Raw genomic sequence first — 24,382 nt, 5'->3', positions numbered from 1 at the left:
TATTGTGCGGACGTGGACGAGTTTCTCAAGTGGTACTTTTCCGGTCGTCCCGTCGTCGCCAGCACCCTGGGAGCCGACGGCTACGATCACACGCTCGGTGACTTCACCGCCGCCGCCTTCGCCGCCCGTGAGCGGGAAGAGGTCGTCTGGCTGGACCGGCTCTCCAGACTGGAGACGCCGACACCGGACGACGCGATCGACAGGGATCTCGTCCTGTCTCAGCTGAGGGGCTCCATCGCCCTCGCCTCCTGGCCGGACTGGCGGCGCGACCCGGCCGTCTACCTGTCGGCGATCTTCACCTCCATGTTCACGCCGTTCCAGCGGCGGCTCAAGCCCGAGCCCGAGCTGGTGGCCGCCGCCCTCTCCCGGCTGGCCGAGGTGCCGGACGTGCTGGCCGCCTGCCGGGCCAACCTCGACGCCGAGCTCGCGGCGCCGCTGCTCGTCCAGCGCGGCCTCGGGCAGGCGCGCACCGGGCGCAACTTCCTCACCAAGACCATCCCGTCGATGGTGACGGACCCGGAGCTGCGCGCGCGGCTCGCGTCCGCCGCCGAGCCGGCCGCCGCCGCTTTCGATGCGTTCGTCACCTTCCTCGAAGAGTTCAAGTGCGGCGGCACCTGGCGGATGGGCGAGCGGCTCTACTCGACGCTGCTGCGCGAGCGCGAACTGCTCGGGTACGGCGCCGCCGAGCTGCACGAAAAGGGTAAGGCGGCCTGGGCGTCGCTGGACGCGCGGATGCGCGAGGTCACCAGGCGGCTCAACGGCACCGAGGACTGGCGCGCCGCGATGGAGTCCTTGATGGACGACCATCCCGCCACACTGGCCGACATGCGGGCCGAGTACGAGGCCGAGACCCACCGGGCCCGCGAGTTCGTCAGGGAACGCGACCTGGTGACCTTCCCCGAAGGGGAGGAGTGCCTGGTGCTGCCCTCGGCCGAATACACCAGGCCGGTCCTGGCCGTGGCCCACTACCTGTCGCCGCCGCCGCTGAGCAGCTCGCGTACCGGCGTGTTCTTCGTGCCGTACACGCCTGACGGCTTCACCGAGGAGCAGGTACGGCAGCGCCTGCGGACGAACTCGCGGGCCCAGATGCCGTCGATCGCCGTCCACGAGGCCTATCCCGGCCACCACTGGCACCTGTCGCACATGGCGAGCAACACCCGGACCGTGCGCAACGTGTTCCGCACCCCGTACTTCACCGAGGGCTGGGCCCTCTACGTCGAGAAGGTGCTGCACGAGCAGGGCTACTTCGACACGCTCGCCACCGAGCTGGCGCACCTGGACTGCCGCATCTTCCGCGCGGCCCGCATCGTGGTGGACACGGCGCTGCACTGCGAGGACATGTCGATCGAGGAGGCGGAGACGTTCATGGCGACGAAGGCGTCACTGTCGCCCGGAACGGCGCAGGGGGAGGTCAACCGCTACTGCGCCTGGCCCACGCAGGCGCCGTCCTACCTGACGGGCGCGATCGAGATCGACCGGATCAGGGAGTCGTACGACGGGTCGCTGAAGTCGTTCCACGACAAGATCGCGGGCTCGGGCGGCCTGCCGCTGGGACTGGCCGAACAGGCGGCCCACCTGTAACCCCTCAGTTGTTGCGGCGGGGGAAGGCCGGGGGGTTGAGGGAGCGGTCGATCACGGCCGCGAGCTGCTCGTCGGTCAGGATCGTGGGCTTGCCGACGCTCAGCCCCCGCACGTACACCTCACACAGCCATTCGAGTAACCGGGTGGCCTCGAAGGCCTGCTCGAGCGTGGCGCCGATGGTGACGCCGCCGTGGTTGGCCATGAGCGCCGCCTGCTTGCCGTCGAGCGCCGCCCGGACGTTGGCCGCCAGCTCCGGCGTCCCGTACGTCGCGTACTCGGCCACCCGCACCACCCCGCCCAGCAACAGCGCGTTGTAGTGGACCGGTGGCAGCTCGGTCATCGTGGTGGCCACGACGGTCCCGAACACCGAGTGCGTGTGGACGATGGCCTGCGCGCCGGTGGTCTCATAGACGGCCAGGTGCATCGGGGTCTCCGAGGACGGCTGCAGGTCGCCTTCGACCAGGTAACCCTCGATGTCCACGATCGGGCACATCTCCGGCGTCAGCCGGTCGAGCGCGACCCCCGACGGGGTGACCGCGACCAGGTCGCCCTGGCGCATGCTCAGGTTGCCCGACGTGCCGATGACCAGGCCCTGCTCGACGGCTCTCTGTCCGTACTCGCACAGCTGCTCGCGGAGGCTCATGGCGGAGCAATGTAGTCGGTCGTCCGAAATGCGGCAATGCCAGGGGTGTTCGGCCCGCCGCTTCCCACGGGAAGTGGCGGGCCGGACACGTGTGCGCCTGTCGGTCAGTAGCCGACGGCGAAGCGCTGCCGGTGGTGGGCAGGCCGTTCGATCTCGTCGAGGAGGGCGACAGCGTAGTCCTCCACAGAGATGGTGCTGTTGCCGTCGCCGTCGATGACGAGGTCGTCCAGGGCGGTGCGGTAGCCGCCGGTGCGGGTGCCGGGCTCGATCATGGCCGCCGGGCTGATGCTGGTCCAGTCAACGTCGGTGACGGTCCGGTAGTAGTCGAGGGCGTCGCCGTGGGAGTGCATGATCGGCAGCAGGAAGTCGGGCAGGCCCGGGGCGTCCCACACCTGCTTGCCGTCGGGAGTGCGCAGGGAGCCGGCGCCGCCGACGGTGATCAGGCGGAGTGCCTGCCCACCGAGGGTCCGCAGCGCTTCGGTGAGGGCGATGGCGGCAGGCTTGATGGTGGCGACGTGGCCGGGGCCGTCACCGCCGCCGACAGCGCTGACGAGGACGTCGTGGCCCTTCGCGGCGGCGGTGACCGACTGGGCGTCGAGGACGTCGCCGGTGGTGATGCTCAGGTTCGCGTGGCGTTCGGTGACCTTGGCCGGGTCGCGGACGACGGCGGTGACGGTGTGGCCACGGTCGAGGGCCTCGCGGACGATGGCCGAGCCGATGGTGCCGTTGGCGCCGAAGACGGCGATGTTCGTCATGGCAGTGCTTTCCTTCTTCGTCTGTCGTGATGGTTCGGGGGGCAGGTCAGGTGGAGGCGGGGGCCAGGTGCCGATCGAGGGCCTCGGTGAGCCGGCGGGCGCTGGAGAGCGGGCCGCCGAGCCGGTGGATGCCGGTGGGGGCGTGCAGGAGCAGCGTCGGGTAGGCGTCGACGCCGAGCCGGCGCAGTTCCCGGAAGCCGCCTTCGGCTTCGGCGCGGGTGGCCGGGTCGAGGAAGGCTTCGGCGACGGCGTCGGCGTCGAGGCCGTGCCCGGCGGCGATGGATCGGTACACGTCGACATCGGAGAGGCTGTGGCCGTCGACGCACCAGGCGTGGTTGAGGGCGCTCGCCAGTTCAAGGCTGCGTTTGGGAGCCTGGCGGCTCAGCGCGACCAGCCCGGTGGCGGCGTCGGTGGAGTCCAGCACCATGGTTCCCTCGGCCAGGGTGCGCTGGTAACCGTCACCGAAGGCGACGCCGGTGGCGGCGGCGATGCGCCGGGTGGCGTCCGGGATGTGCGGGTACGCCGCCACGGGCATGGCGTGCGGGCCGGAGAAGAGGCCCCCGGACAACACCCGCAGCTCGATACGGTCCGCGTTGCCGTCGGCGAACTGCCGCAGCGCCGGACCCATGCCGTAGCACCAGCCGCAGTAGGCGTCGAACGCGTACGTCAGACGGATGCGGTCTGTCATTCGGTGCCTCCTGACATTGGTAGAAGTCAGTCATCGATATCGGCCGGGAGCTGCGACGCCCTTGCCGCCGCATATGCTCTCGACTGACTTCAAAGGTAGGAGCCGGGAAAGGTTCCGCCCAGGTACGGCGAGGACTCATCGTGGTGAAAAACGGACACGAGGCGATCCCGGAGATCCAGTACGTCCCGCCGCCGGCCGGCGCGGTCGGTGTCGAGGTGATGCCGATCGCCGAACTGCGCCGCCGCATGCGTGGGCCCGGCGGGGCGGAAGGCGCCCGGGACGCCGAGGGGGCCGGCCGCGCACAGCGCCCGGACTTCCATCTGCTCCTCACGGTGGAACAGGGGCTGCTGTGGCACATGGTCGACTTCGCCGACTACGCCGTCACCGACGGCACCTTGCTGTGGGTCCGCCCCGGCCAGGTACAGCGCTTCGGCGACCTCAGCGCGGCGACCGGCACCCTGGTGCTGTTCCAGCCCGACTTCCTCGACCCCGCCACCGCCACCGACGTCCGCCTCGACGACCCCTTCGGACGCACCCTGTGGCAGCTCGCCGGAGAGGACGCCCCGGCCCTGCGCAGGGCCCTTGACCACCTCGCCTGCGAATACGGCACCACCCACGTGCCGGCTCCCACCCGCTCCGCCATCCTCCAGCGGCTGCTCGCCGTGCTCCTGCTGCGCCTGGCCCATCTGACCGCACCCGTGGGCACCCTGCCCGCCGAGCACGCGGAGACCTTCCAGCGCTTCCGCGCCGCCGTCGAAACCGAATTCACCCGGGCCCGCGACGTCGGACACTACGCACGCGCCCTCGGATACTCGCCGCGCACCTTGACCCGGGCCGCGCTCGCCGCGGCCGGCGTCGGCGCCAAGGAGTTCATCGACCGTCGCGTCGTGCTGGAGGCCAAACGCCTCCTCGCCCACGGGGACGAACCTGTCGCGAGCATCGGGGTCCGCCTCGGATTCCTCGACACCAGCAACTTCGTCAAGTACTTCGCCCAGCGCACCGACAGCACACCGGCCACCTTCCGTGGTCGGTATCGCTCGGCCCGGGCATGACGAGGACCGCCACCTGGTGCCGATCAATCCGTCGAAGTCATGGCCCGATCCTGGCGGTGCATGGCACTCGGGCCTCTTCTCGTTCTTCGCCCCGCCCTCATACGGTCGCGGCATGAACGACATACTCGCCCTGCCCACGGGGCCGCTGGCCGACGCGAGCCTCGCCCTCGTACGGAAGTCGGAGAGCACGCCGATCGCCGAGCACAGCATCCGCAGCTTCCTGTTCGCCCGCCTGCTGGCCGAGCAGGAAGGCTCCCTGAACGACGCGGCCTACGACGAGAACCTGCTCTTCGCCGCCTGCGTGATGCACGATCTGGGGCTGGGCACCCTCGCGACCGGCCAGGCCCGGTTCGAAGTGGAAGGCGCCGATCTGGCGGCATCCGTGCTGACCGAGCACGGCGTCGCCGCGACGGACGTCGACCGGGTGTGGGAAGCGATCGCCTTGCACTCCTCCGTGGGCATCGCCGACCGGCGCGGAGTACTGACCTACCTGACCCACAAAGGTGTCTTCACCGACGCCGGTAGTTTCACCGACCTCGGCGCCGCGACGCTCCAGCCGATCTACGCCACATACCCCCGACCCGCCGACCTGCGCTTCATGCAGGACGCGATCGTCGAGCATGCCGCCCGCTCCCAGGCCGCGGCACCGCCATACTCGATCGCAGCCTGGTACCTACGCGAGCGACAGGCCGAAGAGTGACCTCCGCACCTGGCCGAGGATGAGGGCCGAATCGGGTGACCAAGCGCCGTTGCGGCGGGACGTCGCGCCCGGTCAGCGGGCGTCTCCCTGGACAGACGCCCGCCACGTGCGGCCGTTGGCGGGTTGGGCGGCTTGCCGTACAGGATGGAAGGTCTTTTTAAAGACCATCACAGATGGTCGAGAGTGGCGAGCATCAGGCGCTCCAGGTCCACGCGGGCCAGGCGGCCGGGATAGAGCAGCAGGTGCAGGCTGAGCCCGTCGACCAGCGCCAGGAGGCGCTCCGTGATGTCGTCGAGGTTCTCGTCGGTGGTGAGCTCGCCCGCCGCACGAGCCTCGCCGAGCAGCGTCCGTACAACGCCGCGGAGCTCGGCGGCCTCGGTCCGCTGAACCTCGGCGAGCCGCTCCGAGGCCAGGCTGCGGCTCCAGAAGCTGACCTCCAGACGCGTCTCCTGGGTACGCTCCGCGTCGAGGGGCAGGTTGTCCAGCAGCAGCTCACGCAGGGCGGCCAGGCCGGTGGCGCCCTCGATCTTGCGTGTCAGGCGCTCGCGGATGCGCTGGTGGGACTGCCGCAGCGCCGACAGCAGGATCTCGTCCTTGTCGGCGAAATAGTGCGCCAGCACGCCGTTGGAGTAGCCCGCCTCCTTGGCGATGGCCCGGGTCGTGGCGGCGTCGATGCCGTCCCTGACGATCACCCGGCGGGCGGCTGAGAGCACCTCGCGCCTGCGCTCGTCATGGTCAACGATCTTCGGCATCCAGGTGGCCCCCTTCTTCGGCGCTGTCCTGAGCATATTGACTTTTTATTCGGACGTCTGTCTATTTAGACCCATGACCGTCGCCACGATCGGCGTGCACATCGTCGACATCCTCGCCAGGCCCGTCTCGTACATCCCGGAAGGGCAGGACACCGCCCTGGTGGACCAGATCCGGCTGACCGCCGCGGGATCCGCGGCCGGGACGGCGGTCGACCTGGTCAAACTGGGCAACGAGGTCGTCTCCATGGGCGCGATCGGGGACGACGAGCTCGGGGACTTCCTGGTGGCGGTGATGGCCAAGCGCGGCGTGGACGTTTCCCTGCTCACTCGCAAGGCCGGCGAGCAGACGGCGGCGTCGATCCTGCCGATCAGACCCGACGGCGGGCGCCCCAGCTTCCACGTCCCCGGGGCGAACCTCGGGGTCACGCCGGCGGACCTGGACGAGGCGCGGCTGCGTGGTGTGCGGGCCGTCCATCTGGGCGGGATGGACGTGACGTTCGGGCTGGGGGATCCGGCGTTCTTCGCGCTGCTGGACTCGCTCCGGGCGGCCGGGGTGATCGTGACGATGGACCTGCTGTCGGAAATGCCGGACTTGTTGGGGATGGCACGGGCATTCCTCCCGCACGTGGACTATGTCCTCCCGAACGACTCCCAGGCGCTCCTCATGGCAGCCGGCCTCACCGCCGACTCCGGCTCCGACTCGGGCACCGACTCGGGCTCCAGCTCCGACATCGGTTCCGGCTCCGGCTCCGACATCGGCTCTGGCTCGGCGGCGGGAGACACCTCCGCCGCCGAGGGCGATTCGCCTCCGTCGGCTTCGTCGCCTTCCGTGGCGGAGGTGTCAGCGGCGGCCCTGGCGTTGCTGGGGGAGGGGCCGCGCGGGGTGCTCGTCACTATGGGGGCCGAGGGAAGCCTGGTGGTGACCGAGGCGGGGATCGAGCAGGTGCCCGCGCTCAAGGTCGAGGTCAGCGACACGACCGGCTGCGGGGACGCGTACTGCGCCGGGTTCATCACCGGGCTGCTGCACGGACAGGACGTGGTGGGCGCCGCCCGCTGGGGCACGGCCGCCGCCGCCCAGGTCGCCACCGGACTCGGCTCGGACGCGGGCCTCACCGACCTCGAATCCACCCTCGCCCTCCTGGCATGACCCTGCCGCCGGCTGCTGTATTCGACTCGTGGAACTTGGAGAGGGATTTCAGATGACAGACGCTGAGCTTCGTCAGCGGGCGTTGAAGGTCGTGCCCGGCGGCATGTACGGGCATCTCAACGCAGCGATCTTCGCCCCCGGATACCCGCAGTTCTTCGAGCGCGGCGAAGGGTGCCGCCAGTGGGACGTGGACGGCCGCGAGTACATCGACTTCATGTGCAGCTGGGGCCCGGTGGTGCTCGGGCATCGGCACCCGCGCGTGGAGGAGGCGGCCGCCCGGCAGCTGGCTCTCGGTGACTGCCTCAACGGGCCGGGGCCGATCATGGTCGAGCTGGCCGAGCTGCTGGTCGACACCGTGCCCAGCGCCGACTGGGCGATGTTCTCCAAGAACGGCACCGACGCCACCACCCAGGCTCTCATGGTCGCCAGAGCGGCCACCGGCCGGACGAAGGTGCTGATGGCCCACGGCGCCTACCACGGGGCCGACCCCTGGTGCACGCCGTCGCTCGCCGGGACGACGCCGAACGAGCGGGCCGACCTGGTGGAGTTCGACTACAACTCGATCGAGTCGCTGGAGGCCGCGGCCGCCACGGTCGAGGGGGAGGTCGCGGCGATCATCGTGACGCCGTTCAAGCACGACTCCTTCGAGGACCAGGAGCTGGTGGAGCCCGCTTTCGCGCGGGCCGCGCGGGCGCTGGCCGACCGGATCGGGGCCGCGCTGGTGATCGACGACGTCCGTGCGGGGTTCCGGATCGACCTGCGGGGGTCGTGGGAGCCCTATGGCGTACGGCCGGACCTGACGGCGTGGTCCAAGGCCATGGCGAACGGCTACGCCATAGCCGCCGTGACCGGCACGGACGCGCTGCGCGGACCGGCTCAGACGCTGTATTCGACGGGCTCGTTCTGGTTCTCGGCCGTGGCGATGGCGGCGGCGAAGGCGACGATCGAGACGCTGCGCGACACCGACGGCATCGCGGCCATGGAGCGGGCCGGGACGCAGCTGCGTGACGGGCTGTACGGGCAGGCCAAGGCGCACGGGTTCGTGGTGAATCAGACCGGACCTGTGACGATCCCGTGGCTGAGCTTCGACGGCGACGCAGACCTGTCGACCGCCATGTACTGGAGCGACGCCTGCCTGCGGCATGGCGTGTACATCCACCCGTGGCACAACTGGTTCATGTCGGCGGCGCACACGGAGGAGGACGTGGCCCGGGCTCTGGAGGGCACCGACCTGGCCTTCGCCGAGACCCGGGCGCACTTCGGCTGACGGGACCCCGAGCGCGCTTCGGGCCGGCGGTGGGTGGCCGTTTGGGCGGCAGGCATCTAATGTCCTTTCTGCGGAGGATCGCGGCAAAGGTGTTACGGCTCGATTGCGCCCCTTGACGAGTGCGCCCGGCCGTTCGTACCTTCGGGCAAACGGTTAGGAAACTTTCCTAATTCGTCCTCTTCAGGAGCCCCCATGACCCACCCGGGAGAGATCACTCGGCGTCAGCTGCTGCGCCGAATCGGCATGACCGCGTTCGTCGCCGGCCCCGGCGCGGGCCTGCTGAGCGCCTGCGCCACCAGCGGTGCCGGCGACGAGCCCACCGTGACGCCGACCGGCTCGATCGCCGTCTCCGCCGACCCGAAGAACCCGTTCGGCGTCGACGCCAAGAAGCCGCTGGAGGTCACGATCTTCAGCGGTGGCTACGGCGACGCGTACGCCAAGGACCTGCACGAGAAGATGTACGAGAAGAGGTTCCCCGGCGCGACGGTCAAGCACAACGCGACCCAGCAGATCGGCACCCAGCTGCGCCCGCGCTTCGCCAGCGGCGACGTGCCCGATGTGGTCAACAACTCGGGCCCCGAGGCGCTCGACCTGGCCGCCATGGCCGGCGAGGGCCAGCTGGCCGACCTGACCGCGCTGTTCGACGCGCCGTCCTTGGACGACCCGGCCAAGAAGGTCCGCGACACCGTGACGCCGGCCGTACTGGACAACGCGAAGATCGACGACAAGGACCTGGTCCTCAACTACACCGTCTCCCACCGCGCGCTCTGGTACAACGCCAAGCTCTTCGCGGACAAGGGGTGGGCGCTTCCTAAGACGTGGGCGGAGTTCAAGGCGCTCGGCGACACGGCGAAGAAGGAAGGCATCCTGCTGTTCGCCTATCCCGGGCAGAAGGGCCCGTACTACCAGCTCTGGAACGCCCTCTACACGGCCGCCAAGATCGGCGGCAACCAGGTCCTCATCGACATCGACAACCTGGTCGACAACGCCTGGAACGCCGAGCCGGTGAAGCAGTCGGTGACCGCCTGGGTGGAGATCCAGACGCTTTATGGCGATAAGGCGTACTTCGGCCTCGACCACACCCAGACCCAGGTCAAGCAGCTCCAGAACAAGCTGCTCTTCTACCCGGTCGGCTCGTGGATCGAGAACGAGATGGCCAAGGACAAGCCCAAGGACTTCGAGTACGCCATCGCGCCGATCCCCGATGTCACCGCCGCCGACAAGATGCCGTACGGGGCCATCCAGGTGGGGGTCGGCGAGAACTTCTTCGTCTCCGCCAAAGGCAAGAACCCGCAGGGCGGCCTGGAGTATCTCCGCATCATGCTGTCGAAGGAAGGGGCCAAGGGCTTCACCGAGAAGACGCTGAACCTCACCGTGGTCAACGGCGCGGCCGAGGGGCTGGATCTCACCCCCGGCCTCAAGAGCGCGGCCAAGGCACAGGACGCCGCCGGCCAGAACATCATCACCGACGCCCGTTTCGAGGGCTGGTACAAGGAGTTGTTCGACTACGGCACCCAGCAGATAAACGTGGTCATGGCCGGGCGCATCACGCCCGAGAAGTTCTGCCAGAACATGCAGAAGAAGGCGGACGCCATCAAGAAGGACTCGTCCGTCGTCAAGCAGACGCGGAGCAACTAGCCCATGGAGCGGTTGCGCAAGTACGGGTTCGTCGCCGCGTTTCTCGCCGTTCCTGTCGCTCTCTACTCGGTGTTCGTGATCAGCCCCTACATCCAGGCGTTCCAGATCTCCCTGACGGACTGGAACGGCTACAAGTCGCGGCTGCACTACATCGGGCTGGACAACTTCACCCGGTTATTCGGGGACGAGGTCTTCTGGCGGGCCCTGCGCAATCACGGAATCCTGCTGCTCGTGCTGCCGCTCGTGACGGTCGCCATCGCGTTGTTCTTCGCGTTCCTACTGAACCTGGGCGGGGGAACGCGCGGCGCGGGAATGAAGGGGATCTGGGGGTCGAGGTTCTATCGGGTGGTGTTCTTCTTCCCCCAGGTGCTCGCCGTGGCCGTGGTCGGGGTGCTGTTCAAGGCGGTCTACCGGCCCGACGAGAGCGGCGTGATCAACGGACTCCTGGTCAAGCTGGGCCTCGATCCCGTCGGCTGGCTGATCGAGCCGAACCTGGCCCTCTGGGCGATTCTGGCGGTGATGATCTGGCAGGCCGTCGGATTCTACGTGGTGCTCTTCTCGGCGGGAATGGCCGCCATTCCGAAGGACTATTTCGAGGCGGCGGCGCTCGACGGGGCCGGGCGGGCGCGGCTGTTCTTCTCGATAACGCTGCCACTGCTGCGCGACACCATCCAGGTGGGCTGGGTGTATTTGGGGATCGCGGCGTTCGACGGGTTCGCGCTGATCCTCGTACTCGCCGGGGACAAAGGAGAGCCCGACGGGGCGACGACCGTGCTGCCCGTGGAGATATGGAAGACCGCGTTCACCTATTCCAAGGTCGGCTACGCCTCGGCGATGGGGGTCGTGCTGTTCTTTCTCACCGTGACGTTCGCGGTGCTGACCTTGCGCACCACGCGGCGCGAGAGGATCGAGCTCTGACATGGCATCGACTTCCTCCGACATGGCCACGCCTCGTCCGGCCAGACCCCGGCTCGGGGTCCTTGGCGGCCTTTCGCATCTGGCGCTCTTCATCTGGGCGCTGCTGATCATCCTGCCGCTGCTCTGGACGTTCCTCGCGTCGTTCAAGAACAACACGGAGATCTTCGGGGACGCGCTTCAGCTGCCCGGTCAGTTGCGGCTCGACGCCTGGGGGAGGGCCTGGGACAAGGCCCACGTGGGGCAGTACATGCTCAACACCGTTGTCGTCGTATTTTTCAGCACTTTGGGGACGATGCTGTTCGGCTCGATGGCGGCGTATGTGCTGGCCCGCTACCAGTTTTTCGGCAACAGGGTGATTTATTACTTCTTTGTGGCGGGGATGGCGTTCCCGATCTTCCTGGCGCTGGGGCCGCTGTTCTTCGTCGTCCTCCAGCTCGGGCTGCTGAACTCCCACATCGGGCTCATCCTGGTCTACATCGCGTACTCGCTGCCGTTCACGGTCTTCTTCTTGGCCGCATTTTTCCGTACATTGCCGGACACCGTGGCCGAAGCGGCGGCGATCGACGGCGCCTCCCACACCCGCACGTTCTTCCAGATCATGCTCCCCATGGCCAAGCCCGGCCTGATCAGCATCACCATCTTCAACGTGCTCGGCCAATGGAACCAATACCTGCTGCCCCTGGTCCTGCTCACGGACGACAAGGACAAGTGGGTCATCACCCAGGGCATCGCCGACATCTCCACCATCGCCGGGTACGAGGCGGACTGGCCGAGCCTGTTCGCCGCCCTCAGCATGGCGATCATCCCGGTGATGATCGTCTACATCATCTTCCAACGCCAGATCCAGTCCGGCCTCGGCGCGGGGGCGCTGAAGTAACGTGAGCTTATGGACGTCGACAGCAAGCTCAACGACCTGCCCGAATGGCGCAGGGAGGGCGAGGAGATCCGGCGTACGATCACCGCGCCCGACTTCCCCACGGCCATCCGGATCGTCGACGAGATCGCGGTCCAGGCAGAAGAGATGAACCACCATCCCGACATCGACATCCGGTGGCGCAAACTGCACCTCTCGCTGACCACCCACGACAAGGGGCGGCTCACGGAGAACGACTTCACCCTGGCCGGACTCATCGACGGGATCGCCGCCAAACACGGTGCGTAGTGGGTCGGTTACTGGTTAGAGTGGTGGCCCCGTGAGCCTGGCCAGGGCTCGTCACCGCTTTGGGGGTTCCCATGCGCCTGCCCACGCCTGCCATCGCACAGCGGATGCCCGCGTCCGTCCGGTCACTGAGGGCGCGCGCCGGCAAGCCTCGCGCGCAGCTGAGCCCCGGCTACCCCGACTTCGTCATCGTGGAGCAGTCCGCCGCCCCACTCGACACAGACTGCGCGACTGCCCGCGACACCGTCGGTGGGACCGTCCGGCCGGGCGTCACGGCCCGTGGGGCCGCTCGCCCGCTGAGGGCGCGTTCGGCCGCGTTGCTGCTCGCCCTGGCGGTCGCGGGCTGTGCGCAGAGCCCGGCCGATCCCGAGGCCGACGCGCCCGTGGGAAACGCCGTCCACAGCTCCGACGCCGCTGCGGCGCCCACCACGCTCACGGGCGCCGGAGTGTTCAAGCCGCGCACCACGATGGCCATCGTGTACAACCGCAAGCTGGTGCCCAAGGGGGCTCAGGCGAGCGTGACCGCCGAGTCCACGGGCGGCAAGACGGTGACCTCGCTGGTGGTGGAGGGCCTGGTGCCCAACCATCGATACGGCGCCCACCTCCATGTCGCGCCCTGCGGAAAGGGCCCCGCCGACGCGGGGGCGCACTTCCAGCACATAGCCGGCCGAGCCGACGCCACCAGCGAGGTGTGGCTGGACCTGAAGACGGACGGCTCCGGCGCCGGGCGCGCCACCGCCCGCCACGACTGGCCGCTGACGGGCGAGGTGCCCCACTCCTTGGTCCTCCACGCCAGGCCGACCACCCCCTCCGAGCAGCCCGCCCCGCGCATCGCCTGCCTCACGCTCAACTGAGCGTTTTTACGGGCGATTTTTACGGGCGATTTTTTACGGCCGGCCACACCCACCCCACCCACCGTCCCACCTGGGCTCCGTCCAGGGGCACGCTCCTGCGGTTCACGGGGCTGGGCGCCGTGACGTGCGCACTCTTGGCCGCCCGCAGGGCCCATTCGTAGACCGGTGTCAGCACGTATGACGAGAGGTTCGTGGATCGCTGTCAGCGCGTACGACGGGAGGTTCGTCGACCGCGGTCAGCCCGTACGACGAGAGAATGGCGGACCGCGGTCGGCGCGTGCGACGAGATAGAGCCAGTCACGGCAGATGCTGGGCGGTCGCGGCACTCGCCCAGCATCTGCCGTAGTCGGCCCCGTCATGGACTGCCCTTACGAGCTGACCACGACGTCGATCGTCATCTCGTCATCGCCCGGCGTGCCGGAGACCTCGATGGTCACGCCGGTCCATCCGCCCCCGGGCAGATCGAGCGGGGGCCTGGTGTCCCGGCCGATGCTCGTGTTGCCCAGTGAGGGATACAGGTCGTTGGCGTCACCTCTGTTCCCCAGGCTGCCGATCTGGGCGAGCTGGCGCAGGCCGTCGGCCTGCATCAGCTCGATCGCCAGGCGCCGCTCGTCGTCGACGTTGGGAATGGCCTCGTCCACGACGTAGGCCGCGATGCCCTGGTCGGGCAGGAACTCGTCCTGGCCCCGCTTGCGGCGGTATTCGACGACGATGTACTGCGAGTCCTTCATCGTCCGATCGTTACGGATGACGATGAAGTCACCGCCCTCGGCCACCGGCCGGAGCGTGATGCCGTGGGTGGTCTCGGTGACCAGCCGTGGGGTGACCCAGTCGTGGAACATGCGCAGCATGCTGGTCGGGTACACGGGCGTGACGCCGCGGTTGCCCCACGAGCCGGCCGCCATCAGGCAGAAGTTGCCCAGCCCGTGTGACTTGGCGCCGGTCTGCGCCCGGTCGGTGTCGTAGTAGTCGGCCCAGCGCGCCGCCAGGTGCCCCCACTCGTGGGCGCAGACGCCGACGTTGCAGTCCTCGGGCACGGTCAGGAAGGTGCTCACCTCCAGGTCGGGCCCGACCGAGATGGGCTCGTCGCCGACGGTCCACTTCAGGCTCCAGATGTACTGGAGCCCCTCGGCGTCGGCGAAGGTCTCGGCGCCCGGGCCGGCGTGCACGACGAACAGCGCGGTGACCTGGTGCTCGTCGAGTACGTCGTAGGAGGGGTCGATCTCGACGCCCGCCGCCAGAGCGGCCTGCACGGCGTCCCGCGCCATACCCTGGGCGTTGCGCGGGAAGTGGTCCTCGTCCAGCCCCGACTTGTTGTTGGCGTAGAAGGCCAGCGTCTGCGGCAGCCGGAACCAGCCGAACACCTCGCCCTGCACGTCGATGCCGTGGTCGTCGCTGAAGCCGCTGACCTTCCGGTAGAAGTCGCGCATGCTGCCCGGCTGAGTGCCGAACAGCAGCCGCCTGAAGTGCTCCGCGTCATGAGCCGGATCGTGCGGTCGGTCATCGAAGTCGACCAGCAGCACCAGCGTCTTGATGACACCCTTGAGCTTCTTCGGCGGCCGGTTGATCAGGCTCACGTCGGGAGCCTGCGGGGTGAGGTTGCCGTCATCCAGGCCCACCGAGCGCGGCCCACGCCGCTCGGAACGCCACATCGCGTAGTAGTCCTCGAACGTCAGGTGCTCGGGCAGCAGCCCGGCCGCCTTCAGTTCGTAGAAGCGGGTCTCCAGCTTGGCCAGCGCATCCGGCGCTAATGGAACGAAGTGCATGGTGTCCCCCCATCGTCCGTCCTTCCGCGAAGGTAGGCCGGATAATGGGGTCTGTCCTGAGTACCCCATACTCAGCCGGTGCCGTGCACACCAGAACTCCAGGGCGACATAATTACACGATTACATGCGGAGGTACGGGTGAGCAGGAGTTGGCAGCCGCCTAGGTTACGGCTGTTCGAGGGAGTGCAGCGACGGGCCACCTGGCTGGAGCTGCTCTATGACCTGGTGTTCGTGGTGGCCGTGGCCGAGTTGGCCGATGTGCTGGCCGAGGGGACCGAACCAGGGCGGATTCTGGCGTTCATAGGGCTGTTCGTGCCCATCTGGTGGGCCTGGGCGGGCTACGTGTTCTACGCGAACAGGTTCGACACCGATGACGTGAGCCATCGCCTGCTCGTATTACCCCAAATCCTGGCCGTTGGCACGATGGCCGCGAGCTTGGGCGACATCGAGCAGCGTTCCGCGTTGTTCGCCCTCTCCTACGTGGCCGTGCGGATCCTGCTCATCGTGGCCTACCTGCGCGCCGGGCGGCATGTGCCCGAAGGGCGGTCGCTGACCAGCAGCTATGTGGCCGGGTTCACGGTGTCGGTGGTCATCTGGACGGCGTCGCCGGCCGTCGAGCCGCCGCTGCGCTATGTCCTGTGGGCCATCGCCATGGTCATCGATCTGGCCACGCCGCTCCTGGCGCGACGGTACCAGGGCGCGCTGCCGCCGCAGAGTGAGCACCTGCCCGAGCGGTTCGGGCTGTTCGTGGTGATCGTGCTGGGCGAGGTCGTCGCCGCGGTGGTGGTCGGGCTGAAGAGCCACGCGGTCACGCCCGGCACACTGCTGATCGCCCTCGCGGGCATCGCGATCGCCATGGCGTTCTGGTGGCTGTATTTCGGGCACATAGACGAGTCGGTGGTGCTGCGTACCCAGCTGGCCGGACAGGTCTGGGTCTACTCCCATCTGCCGCTGTCGCTGGGCCTTGTCGCGTTCGGCATCGGTGTCGAGCACGCGATCACCCACCCGGGGACGGGCTGGGCCGTCGGGGTGCCCGCCGCGGTGGTGTTCGTCACCCTCGGCCTCCAGCACCTGTGCTCCGGCGACCGGCTCGCGACCGGCATCCGCATGGCGGCCGCCGTGCTCACGCTCGTCACCTCCGCGCTCCCGGCCGCGCTGGCGTTCCCTTTGATTCTCTTGTACGGCGGAGCGCAGGTCGCCTACGATCTTCGCCGTCCCCTGCCCGGAGGAGAGGCATGACCGTGATGGAGCTGTTCGACCGCCAACTGGCCGCTATCGCGGATCGGGACCTGGAGGCCCTGCTGGCGCAGTACCACGAGGAGGCCATGGTCGTCCGCTTCGACCGCGTGGCCAGGGGAGCGGCGGAGATCCGGGAGCTGTTCGGCGCCTATCTGGCCGCCGAGCCGCAGGTCGTCGAGGTCATGTCCATCCAGGCGGTGGACGACGTCATCTTCTACAACGCCCTCATGACCATCGCCGGCAACAAGGTCACCACGTTCGGCACGCTAGTGATCAAGGACGGCAGGATCTGGCGCCAGACCGCCGCCGCCCTGCCGTCCCCCTGACCGCGCCCAGCCCGTCAGCTGAGCCCAGCTCGTCGGCCCAGTTCGCCTGTCAGCTCAGCTGGGCTCAGCCCATCACTTGTCTCATCGGCTGCCACGGCGTGGCGTCGAAGATCAGCATGATGGAGACGATCCGGCCGTCGACGAGCTGGAAGTGCTCGGCGGTGCGCTGGGTGCCCACCGGCGTGGCGGTGTGCACGTCGTACACGAGCGTGGCCTCCGACTCGCCGTAAAGCTCGCTGATCAGATCGACGCCGGTGACCACCTGGACGAAGCCGGTGATCCCGGCCAGGTGGCCGGCGGCGTCGTCGGAGCTCATGAGCGGGCTCCGGAAGCTGAACCCGTCACCGATGAGCGCGGCGGCCGTGGCCACATCGCCACGGAAGCGCGCCTCGTGGTAGCCGCGTACGACCTCACGCGTCCGGTTCTCGCCGCTCATGAGGCACCTTCCAGATACTGCGCGAGCCGGCGCTGATTGTCGGCCACCCGCAGGCACAGGTCCCGGAACCGGGTCAGGTCGTCGGCCGTGAAGTCCCTGAACATCGCCGTCATCGCCCGCTGCGACGGCTCGCTGAACGCCTTGATCCAATCCTGTCCCTCTGCCGTGATCTGGGCCAGGACCGAGCGCCGATCCCGCTGGTCGGGGACCCGCCGCACCAGACCCTCACGCTCCAGCGTGTCGACCAGCCCGGTCACGTTACGGGAGCTGACACCCGCGGACTGGGCCAGCTCCCCGATGCTCACTCCGTCTCCTTCGGCGGCGCCGAGCCGCATCAGCAGGTCCATCGCGCCGGAGCTCAACCCTCTGCCCTGGCTGCCGTGGGCGCGCATGCGCTCGATGGCGTGGAAGGCGGTGCGAACGGCGGCCGCGGCCTCCAGCGCGGCGGTGTCGCCTCCGCCGGTGAACTGCCGCATGGCGGTCCTGGTCGCGGGATCGAAGAGGCTTCCATCGGGGTCAGTGTGGAAATCTGATTTATGTACTTCATTCATGATGAAGCAGCACATTAGTACGTACTTCACTACTTGTCGACCGGCCGGAGCCGGGTTCGCAGGGCTCCCGGACGGGCCTCCTCGCGACCGGCGGGGCCGTCCGGCCATGGGCCGCCCTCGACGAGCGCGCCGAAATCGGCTCGCACTTTTTATGAACTTTGCCGCCGATGCCGTCGTCTTTCCTACGGAAATGCAAAACGACAGGGGGCATTGTGAAAAAGCTGCTACTCGTCACCGCCATCGCCGGACTGGCGCTCGCCACCGTGGGCACCACCGCCGCTTCGGCAACCGCACGGGCGATTCCCCGCGCATCCCTGAGTGACGGGCACGGGGGCGTGCTCGCCGAAGCTCAATTGGAGAGCGACACGAGAATCATCGTCTGCGACCGGAACGCCGACCACCGCTACGCGATGGCCAAAGTCAGATACCAGGGGCACACCTACCAGTACGCCAACTACTACAAGAACCAGGACTGCCTTGAGCAGCGGACCAGGCGCATGTCGCACGGCAAGATCGAGCTCTGGGCCTGTGTGAGCAAGCCGTACAAGGTGAAATTCGACCACTGCGGGCCGAAGAAGACAGTGGTCCGTCCGTAGCCGCCGCGTCGCCCTTTGAACACAATGGGCCGCCGTGAATAACGGCGGCCCAGTTCCAATGACTTGGCGGCGCGCTCAATAGCGCCCGGTCAATAGCGACCTACTCGATAGCGACCCGCTTAATAGCGGGCCGCTCAATGCGATTCTCGTAATCAGGCGGCGGGAATGGAGCCCAGACGCCCCGCCTGATAGTCCTCGAAAGCCTGGGCCAGCTCGGCGCGGGTGTTCATGACGAACGGGCCGTAATGGGCCACCGGCTCGCCGATCGGCTGACCGCCGAGGATGATGACCTCCATCGTGTCCTTCGCCGACAGCGTGATCGTCTCACCCGACGTGGTCAGCCCCGGACGGTCGCCGAAGCCGTCGAACACGGCCAGCTGGCCGCTGACCAGCGGGCGCCGCTCGCTCCCGACCGTGCCGCGTCCCGACAGGACGTAGGCGAGGGCGTTGAAGTCCTTGCGCCACGGCATCGTCAGCCGCGCACCCGGGCTGATCGTGGCGTGCAGCAGGGTGATCGGCGTCTGGGTGCTGCCGGGCCCGGTGTTCCCGGCCAGGTCGCCCGCGATGAGGCGGATCAGGGCGCCGCCGTCATGGCTGCTGAGCAGCGCGACGCTGGAGCTTCCGATGTCCTGATATTTCGGGGCGATCATCTTCTTGGCGCCCGGCAGGTTCACCCACAGCTGGATGCCGTGGAACAGCCCGCCCTGCTGCACCAGCCACTCCGGCGGCGCCTCCTTGTGCAGGATGCCGGCGCCGGCGGTCATCCACTGGGTGTCGCCGTTCGTGATCGTGCCGCCGCCTCCGTTGGAGTCGAGGTGCTCCATCACGCCGTCGATCATGTACGTGACGGTCTCGAAGCCGCGGTGCGGGTGCCACGGAGTGCCCTTGGGCTCGCCCGCCGCGTAGTCGACCTCTCCCATCTGGTCCATCATCACGAACGGGTCGAGGTACTCAGGCTTGATGGCGGCCAGGGCCCGGCGTACCGGGAAGCCCTCGCCCTCGAAGCCGCTCGGCGCGGTCTCGACGGCGAGCACCTTGCGGCCCTGCGCCTCGGTCAGCGGCTCCGGCAGGCGGGGCAGGCTGAGCGGGTTCTCTACGGTGACGGCGGGCATGTCGGGCTCCCTTCGGCGGAATCTGCTGTTCTCAACCAAGTTGAGAATTCAACTATTCCAGGCGAGCGGTCCCGGCCGCCAGGAGCCCGGGCTCAGGCGGCCAGGAGGCCGAAGGGCCCAGGGTCAGGACGACTTGAGCAAGGCGAAGGCGCCCCGCGAGAGTGCGACGAGCTCCTCGTACACCTGGTCCTCCTTGAGGGCGGCGGACGGGTCGGAGGCCATGGCCGTGACCACGAAGGTGCGCCCGGACGGCGTGCGGGCCAGGTAGCTCAGGTCGAGCACGCCCTGCTCGGAGCCGCCCTTGTACCAGACGGTGGGCCACTCCTTGGCCGGCAGCTGGATCCCGCCGGGGTTCTGCGACATGATCTCGCCGACCCGCTTGTCACGGCTCTTCGCCAGTCCCGCGTACGCGCGGCAGATGTCGGCCGGGGAGCCGAACCACTCCAAGGTGTCCAGCTCGCGCGGCTCGGCCCACGCCCTGATGCCGGACCGCGGGAGCTTGTCGACGACCGCCGACAGGTAGTCCCGCCGCCCGGCCGTGTCGCGCGACAGGAACTCCTTGGAGTATCGCGGGTAGTCGGCGCCCTTGAGCGCGAACAGCTCCCTGGTGGTCAGGAACGGCGTGTTCCGCTTCACCTGGCCGTGCCAGGACCGTACGCGGTCCTCGACCGCCGTCCGGCCGGCCTGGTGGAGCAGCAGGTCCGCCCCCGTGTTATCGCTGATGGCGATCATCATCTTGGCCGCCTCCAGCACCGGCACCTGGCTGTTGTCGGGGCGGTCCTGGAGCTCGCCGCTGGGCAGGCTCTTCAGCTCGGGCTTGATCGTCATCGCGGTGTCCCACGAGAACCTGCCCTGCTCGATCTTCTTGGCGACGGCCCCGAGGACGTACAGCTTGAACATCGAGCCGAGCGGGCGCGCCTGCCGGCCGGCGATGGCGTGGACCGGTCGGCAGGTGCCATCGCGCTTGACCTCGGCGGCGAGGAACCCCACGCGGGCCGCCGCCTTGCGCGCCCGCCGATCCAGCTCGTCCCAGCTCGTGGGGGAGGGCTGAGGCGTGGCCGGTTCGGTGAACCGCACGCCGTTGATCTTGCCCGTGGCGTCCACCGAGAGCGTCAGCTTGAGCGTCTGGGCGCCGACCACCACATGCGCGATCAAAGCGGCGGGCGTGGCTCCGATGATCTTCTGCAGCTGGATCCCGCGCAGCCCGGCCAGGGTCTCGTTGACCTTGTCCGCCGGGACCTGCTCCAGGAACGCCGGGGCGAAGTGCTCGGCCAGCTCGGCCTGCCCGATCGGCGCCCTGGCGGGGGCGTCGAGCAGCCAGCGCAACTGCTGCCCGACGGGCGTACTGGGAATCTCCACGGGCGGCGCGGTGGTCGCCGAGGGGGTGCTTGGAACGTTCCTACCAGCGGCGGAGAACGTGAGCGGGCTCACAGCGGACACGGGCGAGCTCGTGTCGCCCGCAGGCCGGTATGCGGCGACCCCGGACAGGCTCGTCACGCCCTCAGGCCGGTTAGCGGCGACCCCGGGCAGGCTGGTGACGGCGTCAGGCCGGTTAGCGGCGACCCCGGGCGGGCTGCTGGTGGTGGTCCCTGTCGCGCAGGCGGTCAGTGACACGGCCACGGCGGTGACCGCGACAGCGAGGGCGGGCTTCGACGGAGAGTGCATGGTGGCTCCTTCGGCTTCGCGTTCGACTTCGATTTCGACTCAGACCCAGGTGGAACACGTGCCTCCCACTCAACAGACCCCGTCCTGCATACCCCACCCGGTGAGCCGCCGTCTTGAGACTGCGGATAACCGCATCGAGTGTGCGGTTATCCGCATAGACGCAGCCCACCGCCCCCGCGACGATGGGGCCTTATGAGTTCCAGGTTGGTGGCCGGGCTGCTCGCGGCGACCGCGGCCGCGGGTCTGATCGCGGGCGCGTTGCTGGACAGCGGCCTGCCCGCCCCTGCGACGCAGTGGGCGTACATCGTCATCGGCCTGGTCTTGCCGGCACTCGGCTGGCTGCTGGCAGTGCGCCGGCCGCACATCCGCTATGTCTGGCTGCTCCTGGCCACGGCGGTCTGCCTGGGTTTGAGCACTTTCGGCGTCGGGCTGAGCAAGCTCGACGTGGCACCGGTGGTCGTCCGCGTGCTGGTCGCGGTCTTCGCCGTCTACTACGGCCTGTTGTGGATCTTCGTCCCGCTGCTGTTCCCCGAGGGCCGGCTGCCGTCGCGCCGCTGGCGGCCCGTCGCATGGATCGGGGGCGTGGCGATCGCCGTCCACTTCACGGGCAACCTCCTGATCGGCCCCATCTCCTCCGCCACGCCCGGCCAGCTGGTGCTGGCCGGCTCGGCGGACCTGGTTGCCGCGCTCATGTCCGCGGTCGGCCAGCTCGTCACCTGGATCGTCACGTTCGTCGTGTTCTGCGGGCTGGTGATCCGCTGGCGGCGGAGCGGGAGCGGCGAGCGCGGCCAGTACGCCTGGATGGTCGCGGGAATGACCGCCAACCTCGCCGGGTTCCTGCTGCTCTCGTTCTTCCTCTTCGGGCTCGCCGCGCCGGTGGCCGGGGCGGCCGGCGCGCTGGCCGTGCTCGGGTCGCTGCCCGTGGCGATCGCTGTCGCGGTCGTCAGGCACCGGCTGCTCGACCTCAGGATCGGCATCAGGGGCTCACGGCTCCTCGTGGTGTTCGACGTCCGGCCGACCGTGGACGAGATGCTGACGAGCCTGGGCACGGCGTTAGAGGAGACGCCCGAGCCCGTGGAGCAGCTCGGCAGGCTCGCGGCGGCCGTACGCGATGGGTTGGCGGTCAGGTGGGCGGCGGTCACGCTCGCCGACGGCACCCGCGTGGTCGCCGGGCGGGAGGAGGGCGCCGCGGCGCTGACGCTGCCCGTGCGGGGCGGTTTGGGGCGGATCGAGTGCGGGCCCAGGGACGGCGACCGCCTCACCGCCGCCGACCGGCGGCTCCTGGCGGCGCTGGCCGTGCCCGCGGGGCTCGCCATCCAGAGCGCCGGGCTGGCCGGCCGCCTGGTCAACGCCCAGGAGGCCGAACGCCGGCGCATCGAGCGCAACATCCACGACGGCGTGCAACAGCAACTCGTCGCGCTCATCGCCGGGCTGGAGCTGGCTCGCGCCACCGGTGGCGGCCCCGACATGCTCGCCGAGCTGCGCGAGCAGGCCCGCCAGACGCTCAACGACCTGCGGGAGCTGGCCGCCGGCATCCATCCCAGCTCGCTCAGCCAGGGCGGCCTGGTGGAGGCCGTGGAGGAGCGCTGCGCCCGGCTGCCGGTGCCGACCACGGTCGTCGCGAGCAGGGAGCTGCGCGCCCAGCGCTTCCCCGACGAGGTGGAGGGCGCGATGTACTTCACCGTGAGCGAGGCGGTGGCCAACGCGCTCAAGCACGCGGGCGCCACCAAGATAGAGGTACGCCTGGCGCGGGCGGACGGCCGCCTGCGTGCGACCGTCACGGACGACGGGCGGGGCTTCGATCCGTCGGCCGTCGGCCGCCGGGGGCTGGCCACGCTCGCCGACCGGCTCGACGCGCTCGGCGGCGGACTTGATCTTGACAGCGGACATGGAGAAGGGACACGGATGAACGCCTGGGTGCCGGTCGATGCCTGAGCGGATCCGCACGATCGTGGCCGACGATCACTACCTGGTACGCGAGGGCACCCGGCGGCTGCTGGAGACCTCGGGCGAGGTCCTGGTCGTCGGCGCGGTGGGCAACGCCGACGAACTGGTCGACGCCACGCGCAGGCTCGGCCCCGACGTGGTGATCACCGACATCCGGATGCCGGGAGGGGACTGGCGCCAGGGGTTCGAGGGGATCGACGCCGCCCACCGCGTCCACGCCGATCATCCGGGCGTCGGGGTCGTGGTGCTGTCGCAGTTCTCGGACGCGCTGTTCGCCTTCGAGCTGTTCAAGCACGGCACCGAGGGGTTCGCCTACCTGCTCAAGGACAGGGTGGGTGACCTCGACGAGCTGCTCGGCGCCATCAAGGCGGTTGCCTCTGGTGGCTCGGTCATCGACCCCAAGGTGGTGGAAGGGCTGCTGGCCAGGCGCGACGTGCGGGGCGAGCAGGAGGCGCTGACGTCGCGCGAGCGCGATGTGCTGCGTGAGATGGCACATGGCCGCTCCAACGGCGCCATCGCCAGGGCGCTGCACCTGTCGGTCTCGTCGGTGGAGAAGAACGTCAACTCCATCTTCGCCAAGCTCGGTCTGGAGAACAGCGGCGACGTCCACCGCCGGGTCGCCGCCGTCCTGGCCTACCTGGGGCCCTGAGCCCGGTTATCAGCTTCTCAGCCGAAGACGGCCGGGGGTGGCACCGGGGCCAGCACCGCGTCGCCGTCCTTGATCGGGTGGGCACCCGCGACGAAGTTCGTCAGCGCCTCCCCGTACACACACCTGGCCTGGGTGAGGCCGCCGGCCGCGCGGCGGGTCAGCAGGTCGATCGGCAGCTCCGCCCGCGAGGCGGCGACGATGAGGTTGCCGAAGCGGCGCCCGCGCATGACGCCCGGCTCGGCCAGCAGCGCGACATGCCGGAACGTCCCCTGGACCGTCGCCACGAGCCGCCTGGCGAAGGCCAGGCCCTTGCCGTCCGCCATGTTGATCAGCAGCGTGCCCGACGGGCGCAGCACCCTGGAGATGTCGCCCATGTACTCCGTCGTGGCCAGCTCGACCGGCATGGTGGCGCCGGAGAAGGCGTCGAGGACCAGCAGGTCGGCCGAGTCGTCCCAGACCTTGGCGGTGCCCTCGCGCCCACCCTGCACGATCACCTTCAGCCGTGGCACGGACCGCAGGTCGAGCTGCTCGCGGATCAGGTTGACCAGGAGCCCGTCGGGTTCGAGGACGATGTGCCGGGACCCTGGCCGGGTGGCCGCGACATAGCGCGGGATCGTGCACGCCCCGCCGCCCACGTGGACGCAGGCGAGCGCGCCTTCCGGAAGAAGGTCGATCACGTCCGCCATAAGCCGTACGTACTCGAATTCCAGATATGTAGGGTCTTGTAAGTCAACGTACGACTGAGGTACGCCATCCTTGGACAGTACCCAGCCGTCCTGCCTGTCCAGGTCCCGGAGCAGTTCGATCTCGCCGAACGTCACCGGGTAAAGGCCGGGCATCGGCTCCCGCTGTCCTCGTGCCACGATGATCCCCTCCTGGGAGTAACCGTATGCGACGACGAAGGCTGATTGTGCTGGTTATCGCCGTTGTTGCGGTAGTAA

General features: G+C 68.9%; 25 protein-coding genes. 15 read left to right on the top strand and 10 right to left on the bottom strand.

What is annotated here, in order from left to right; genetic code table 11:
• The first annotated feature begins 12 nt into the window (after nucleotides 1-12).
• Complete coding sequence (locus AB0B64_RS16715) at nucleotides 13-1,581, top strand: DUF885 domain-containing protein (RefSeq protein ID WP_358178248.1); 1,569 nt, start codon at nucleotides 13-15, stop codon at nucleotides 1,579-1,581.
• Between the two features lie 4 nt (nucleotides 1,582-1,585).
• Here AB0B64_RS16715 and AB0B64_RS16710 read toward each other — a convergent pair whose 3' ends face one another.
• From AB0B64_RS16710 to AB0B64_RS16700, 3 genes are all read right to left on the bottom strand, one after another.
• Nucleotides 1,586-2,224 carry a class II aldolase/adducin family protein gene (locus tag AB0B64_RS16710; protein ID WP_357956144.1) on the bottom strand — a complete coding sequence of 213 codons (639 nt, stop codon included), beginning with the start codon at nucleotides 2,222-2,224 and terminating at the stop codon, nucleotides 1,586-1,588.
• Between the two features lie 104 nt (nucleotides 2,225-2,328).
• Nucleotides 2,329-2,979 (bottom strand): NAD(P)H-binding protein, encoded by a 651-nt coding sequence (locus AB0B64_RS16705; RefSeq protein WP_358178246.1) that lies wholly within the window; start codon nucleotides 2,977-2,979, stop codon nucleotides 2,329-2,331.
• A 46-nt stretch (nucleotides 2,980-3,025) separates the two neighbouring features.
• Nucleotides 3,026-3,667, bottom strand: a complete 642-nt coding sequence (locus tag AB0B64_RS16700; RefSeq protein ID WP_358178244.1) for a DsbA family protein — start codon at nucleotides 3,665-3,667, stop codon at nucleotides 3,026-3,028.
• Nucleotides 3,668-3,807: 140 nt separating this feature from the next.
• Between AB0B64_RS16700 and AB0B64_RS16695 the strand changes: the two genes are divergently transcribed.
• Both AB0B64_RS16695 and AB0B64_RS16690 read left to right on the top strand, forming a co-directional pair.
• On the top strand, nucleotides 3,808-4,719 hold the full coding sequence (locus tag AB0B64_RS16695) for an AraC family transcriptional regulator (RefSeq protein WP_357956137.1): 912 nt from the start codon (nucleotides 3,808-3,810) through the stop codon (nucleotides 4,717-4,719).
• Nucleotides 4,720-4,831: 112 nt separating this feature from the next.
• A complete protein-coding gene (locus tag AB0B64_RS16690; RefSeq protein ID WP_357956135.1) occupies nucleotides 4,832-5,419 on the top strand; it encodes an HD domain-containing protein in 588 nt (195 codons plus the stop codon).
• Nucleotides 5,420-5,586: 167 nt separating this feature from the next.
• Here AB0B64_RS16690 and AB0B64_RS16685 read toward each other — a convergent pair whose 3' ends face one another.
• Nucleotides 5,587-6,171, bottom strand: a complete 585-nt coding sequence (locus AB0B64_RS16685) for a TetR/AcrR family transcriptional regulator (RefSeq protein WP_358178242.1) — start codon at nucleotides 6,169-6,171, stop codon at nucleotides 5,587-5,589.
• A gap of 73 nt (nucleotides 6,172-6,244) precedes the next feature.
• Here AB0B64_RS16685 and AB0B64_RS16680 point away from each other — a divergent pair, with 73 nt between their 5' ends.
• The 7 genes from AB0B64_RS16680 (at nucleotide 6,245) to AB0B64_RS16650 (ending at nucleotide 13,154) form a co-directional block, all read left to right on the top strand.
• A complete protein-coding gene (locus AB0B64_RS16680) occupies nucleotides 6,245-7,318 on the top strand; it encodes a PfkB family carbohydrate kinase (RefSeq protein ID WP_358178240.1) in 1,074 nt (357 codons plus the stop codon).
• A gap of 52 nt (nucleotides 7,319-7,370) precedes the next feature.
• Nucleotides 7,371-8,585 carry an aminotransferase class III-fold pyridoxal phosphate-dependent enzyme gene (locus AB0B64_RS16675; protein WP_357956127.1) on the top strand — a complete coding sequence of 405 codons (1,215 nt, stop codon included), beginning with the start codon at nucleotides 7,371-7,373 and terminating at the stop codon, nucleotides 8,583-8,585.
• 192 nt (nucleotides 8,586-8,777) lie between these two features.
• Nucleotides 8,778-10,223 carry an N-acetylglucosamine/diacetylchitobiose ABC transporter substrate-binding protein gene (gene ngcE / locus AB0B64_RS16670; protein WP_357956125.1) on the top strand — a complete coding sequence of 482 codons (1,446 nt, stop codon included), beginning with the start codon at nucleotides 8,778-8,780 and terminating at the stop codon, nucleotides 10,221-10,223.
• Nucleotides 10,224-10,226: 3 nt separating this feature from the next.
• Nucleotides 10,227-11,141, top strand: coding sequence for a sugar ABC transporter permease (locus AB0B64_RS16665; RefSeq protein WP_357956123.1), 915 nt, complete (start codon nucleotides 10,227-10,229; stop codon nucleotides 11,139-11,141).
• 1 nt (nucleotide 11,142) lies between these two features.
• The gene (locus AB0B64_RS16660) at nucleotides 11,143-12,018 is read left to right on the top strand and encodes a carbohydrate ABC transporter permease (protein WP_358178238.1); all 876 of its coding nucleotides are present in this window, start codon (nucleotides 11,143-11,145) and stop codon (nucleotides 12,016-12,018) included.
• Between the two features lie 9 nt (nucleotides 12,019-12,027).
• On the top strand, nucleotides 12,028-12,303 hold the full coding sequence (locus AB0B64_RS16655) for a 4a-hydroxytetrahydrobiopterin dehydratase (protein ID WP_358178236.1): 276 nt from the start codon (nucleotides 12,028-12,030) through the stop codon (nucleotides 12,301-12,303).
• A gap of 71 nt (nucleotides 12,304-12,374) precedes the next feature.
• The gene (locus AB0B64_RS16650) at nucleotides 12,375-13,154 is read left to right on the top strand and encodes a hypothetical protein (protein WP_358178234.1); all 780 of its coding nucleotides are present in this window, start codon (nucleotides 12,375-12,377) and stop codon (nucleotides 13,152-13,154) included.
• 368 nt (nucleotides 13,155-13,522) lie between these two features.
• Here the strand turns inward: AB0B64_RS16650 and AB0B64_RS16645 are convergent, their stop codons facing one another.
• Nucleotides 13,523-14,920 (bottom strand): M6 family metalloprotease domain-containing protein, encoded by a 1,398-nt coding sequence (locus AB0B64_RS16645; protein ID WP_358178232.1) that lies wholly within the window; start codon nucleotides 14,918-14,920, stop codon nucleotides 13,523-13,525.
• A 138-nt stretch (nucleotides 14,921-15,058) separates the two neighbouring features.
• Between AB0B64_RS16645 and AB0B64_RS16640 the strand changes: the two genes are divergently transcribed.
• Both AB0B64_RS16640 and AB0B64_RS16635 read left to right on the top strand, forming a co-directional pair.
• Nucleotides 15,059-16,159, top strand: coding sequence for a low temperature requirement protein A (locus AB0B64_RS16640; protein WP_358178230.1), 1,101 nt, complete (start codon nucleotides 15,059-15,061; stop codon nucleotides 16,157-16,159).
• Nucleotides 16,156-16,485, top strand: coding sequence for a nuclear transport factor 2 family protein (locus AB0B64_RS16635; protein WP_358178228.1), 330 nt, complete (start codon nucleotides 16,156-16,158; stop codon nucleotides 16,483-16,485). Before AB0B64_RS16640 ends, AB0B64_RS16635 begins: the two co-directional genes overlap by 4 nt.
• A 64-nt stretch (nucleotides 16,486-16,549) precedes the next feature.
• Here AB0B64_RS16635 and AB0B64_RS16630 read toward each other — a convergent pair whose 3' ends face one another.
• Entirely contained in the window at nucleotides 16,550-16,921 is a 372-nt protein-coding gene (locus tag AB0B64_RS16630; protein ID WP_358178226.1) for a hypothetical protein, read from the bottom strand.
• The gene (locus AB0B64_RS16625; protein ID WP_358178224.1) at nucleotides 16,918-17,472 is read right to left on the bottom strand and encodes a MarR family transcriptional regulator; all 555 of its coding nucleotides are present in this window, start codon (nucleotides 17,470-17,472) and stop codon (nucleotides 16,918-16,920) included. The genes AB0B64_RS16630 and AB0B64_RS16625 overlap by 4 nt, the downstream gene beginning before the upstream one ends.
• A 212-nt stretch (nucleotides 17,473-17,684) precedes the next feature.
• On the opposite strand from AB0B64_RS16625, the gene AB0B64_RS16620 reads away from it, so the two are divergent.
• Nucleotides 17,685-18,068, top strand: coding sequence for a hypothetical protein (locus AB0B64_RS16620; protein ID WP_358178222.1), 384 nt, complete (start codon nucleotides 17,685-17,687; stop codon nucleotides 18,066-18,068).
• A gap of 152 nt (nucleotides 18,069-18,220) precedes the next feature.
• Here AB0B64_RS16620 and AB0B64_RS16615 read toward each other — a convergent pair whose 3' ends face one another.
• Complete coding sequence (locus AB0B64_RS16615) at nucleotides 18,221-19,180, bottom strand: pirin family protein (RefSeq protein ID WP_358178220.1); 960 nt, start codon at nucleotides 19,178-19,180, stop codon at nucleotides 18,221-18,223.
• Between the two features lie 123 nt (nucleotides 19,181-19,303).
• A complete protein-coding gene (locus AB0B64_RS16610) occupies nucleotides 19,304-20,845 on the bottom strand; it encodes a serine hydrolase (RefSeq protein WP_358178218.1) in 1,542 nt (513 codons plus the stop codon).
• Between the two features lie 192 nt (nucleotides 20,846-21,037).
• On the opposite strand from AB0B64_RS16610, the gene AB0B64_RS16605 reads away from it, so the two are divergent.
• Together AB0B64_RS16605 and AB0B64_RS16600 are read left to right on the top strand one after the other, a co-directional pair.
• Nucleotides 21,038-22,780 (top strand): sensor histidine kinase, encoded by a 1,743-nt coding sequence (locus AB0B64_RS16605; RefSeq protein ID WP_358178216.1) that lies wholly within the window; start codon nucleotides 21,038-21,040, stop codon nucleotides 22,778-22,780.
• Nucleotides 22,773-23,441 (top strand): response regulator transcription factor, encoded by a 669-nt coding sequence (locus AB0B64_RS16600; protein ID WP_357956092.1) that lies wholly within the window; start codon nucleotides 22,773-22,775, stop codon nucleotides 23,439-23,441. The genes AB0B64_RS16605 and AB0B64_RS16600 overlap by 8 nt, the downstream gene beginning before the upstream one ends.
• Before the next feature lie 17 nt (nucleotides 23,442-23,458).
• Here AB0B64_RS16600 and AB0B64_RS16595 read toward each other — a convergent pair whose 3' ends face one another.
• Nucleotides 23,459-24,304 carry a fused MFS/spermidine synthase gene (locus tag AB0B64_RS16595; protein WP_357956090.1) on the bottom strand — a complete coding sequence of 282 codons (846 nt, stop codon included), beginning with the start codon at nucleotides 24,302-24,304 and terminating at the stop codon, nucleotides 23,459-23,461.
• Nucleotides 24,305-24,382 lie beyond the last annotated feature (78 nt).

Origin of the sequence: Nonomuraea sp. NPDC049129, from assembly GCF_040648495.1 — a bacterium.
Lineage (GTDB): Bacteria > Actinomycetota > Actinomycetes > Streptosporangiales > Streptosporangiaceae > Nonomuraea.
This window is presented reverse-complemented; position numbering and strand designations above follow the sequence as displayed.

Coding starts and splice junctions, on each gene's coding strand:
- AB0B64_RS16710 (WP_357956144.1), bottom strand. CDS start 2,224: ATGAGCCTCCGCGAGCAGCTGTGCGAGTACGGACAGAGAGCCGTCGAG.
- AB0B64_RS16705 (WP_358178246.1), bottom strand. CDS start 2,979: ATGACGAACATCGCCGTCTTCGGCGCCAACGGCACCATCGGCTCGGCC.
- AB0B64_RS16700 (WP_358178244.1), bottom strand. CDS start 3,667: ATGACAGACCGCATCCGTCTGACGTACGCGTTCGACGCCTACTGCGGC.
- AB0B64_RS16690 (WP_357956135.1), top strand. CDS start 4,832: ATGAACGACATACTCGCCCTGCCCACGGGGCCGCTGGCCGACGCGAGC.
- AB0B64_RS16685 (WP_358178242.1), bottom strand. CDS start 6,171: ATGCCGAAGATCGTTGACCATGACGAGCGCAGGCGCGAGGTGCTCTCA.
- AB0B64_RS16680 (WP_358178240.1), top strand. CDS start 6,245: ATGACCGTCGCCACGATCGGCGTGCACATCGTCGACATCCTCGCCAGG.
- AB0B64_RS16675 (WP_357956127.1), top strand. CDS start 7,371: ATGACAGACGCTGAGCTTCGTCAGCGGGCGTTGAAGGTCGTGCCCGGC.
- ngcE (WP_357956125.1), top strand. CDS start 8,778: ATGACCCACCCGGGAGAGATCACTCGGCGTCAGCTGCTGCGCCGAATC.
- AB0B64_RS16665 (WP_357956123.1), top strand. CDS start 10,227: ATGGAGCGGTTGCGCAAGTACGGGTTCGTCGCCGCGTTTCTCGCCGTT.
- AB0B64_RS16660 (WP_358178238.1), top strand. CDS start 11,143: ATGGCATCGACTTCCTCCGACATGGCCACGCCTCGTCCGGCCAGACCC.
- AB0B64_RS16655 (WP_358178236.1), top strand. CDS start 12,028: ATGGACGTCGACAGCAAGCTCAACGACCTGCCCGAATGGCGCAGGGAG.
- AB0B64_RS16650 (WP_358178234.1), top strand. CDS start 12,375: ATGCGCCTGCCCACGCCTGCCATCGCACAGCGGATGCCCGCGTCCGTC.
- AB0B64_RS16645 (WP_358178232.1), bottom strand. CDS start 14,920: ATGCACTTCGTTCCATTAGCGCCGGATGCGCTGGCCAAGCTGGAGACC.
- AB0B64_RS16635 (WP_358178228.1), top strand. CDS start 16,156: ATGACCGTGATGGAGCTGTTCGACCGCCAACTGGCCGCTATCGCGGAT.
- AB0B64_RS16630 (WP_358178226.1), bottom strand. CDS start 16,921: ATGAGCGGCGAGAACCGGACGCGTGAGGTCGTACGCGGCTACCACGAG.
- AB0B64_RS16625 (WP_358178224.1), bottom strand. CDS start 17,472: ATGAATGAAGTACATAAATCAGATTTCCACACTGACCCCGATGGAAGC.
- AB0B64_RS16615 (WP_358178220.1), bottom strand. CDS start 19,180: ATGCCCGCCGTCACCGTAGAGAACCCGCTCAGCCTGCCCCGCCTGCCG.
- AB0B64_RS16610 (WP_358178218.1), bottom strand. CDS start 20,845: ATGCACTCTCCGTCGAAGCCCGCCCTCGCTGTCGCGGTCACCGCCGTG.
- AB0B64_RS16605 (WP_358178216.1), top strand. CDS start 21,038: ATGAGTTCCAGGTTGGTGGCCGGGCTGCTCGCGGCGACCGCGGCCGCG.
- AB0B64_RS16600 (WP_357956092.1), top strand. CDS start 22,773: ATGCCTGAGCGGATCCGCACGATCGTGGCCGACGATCACTACCTGGTA.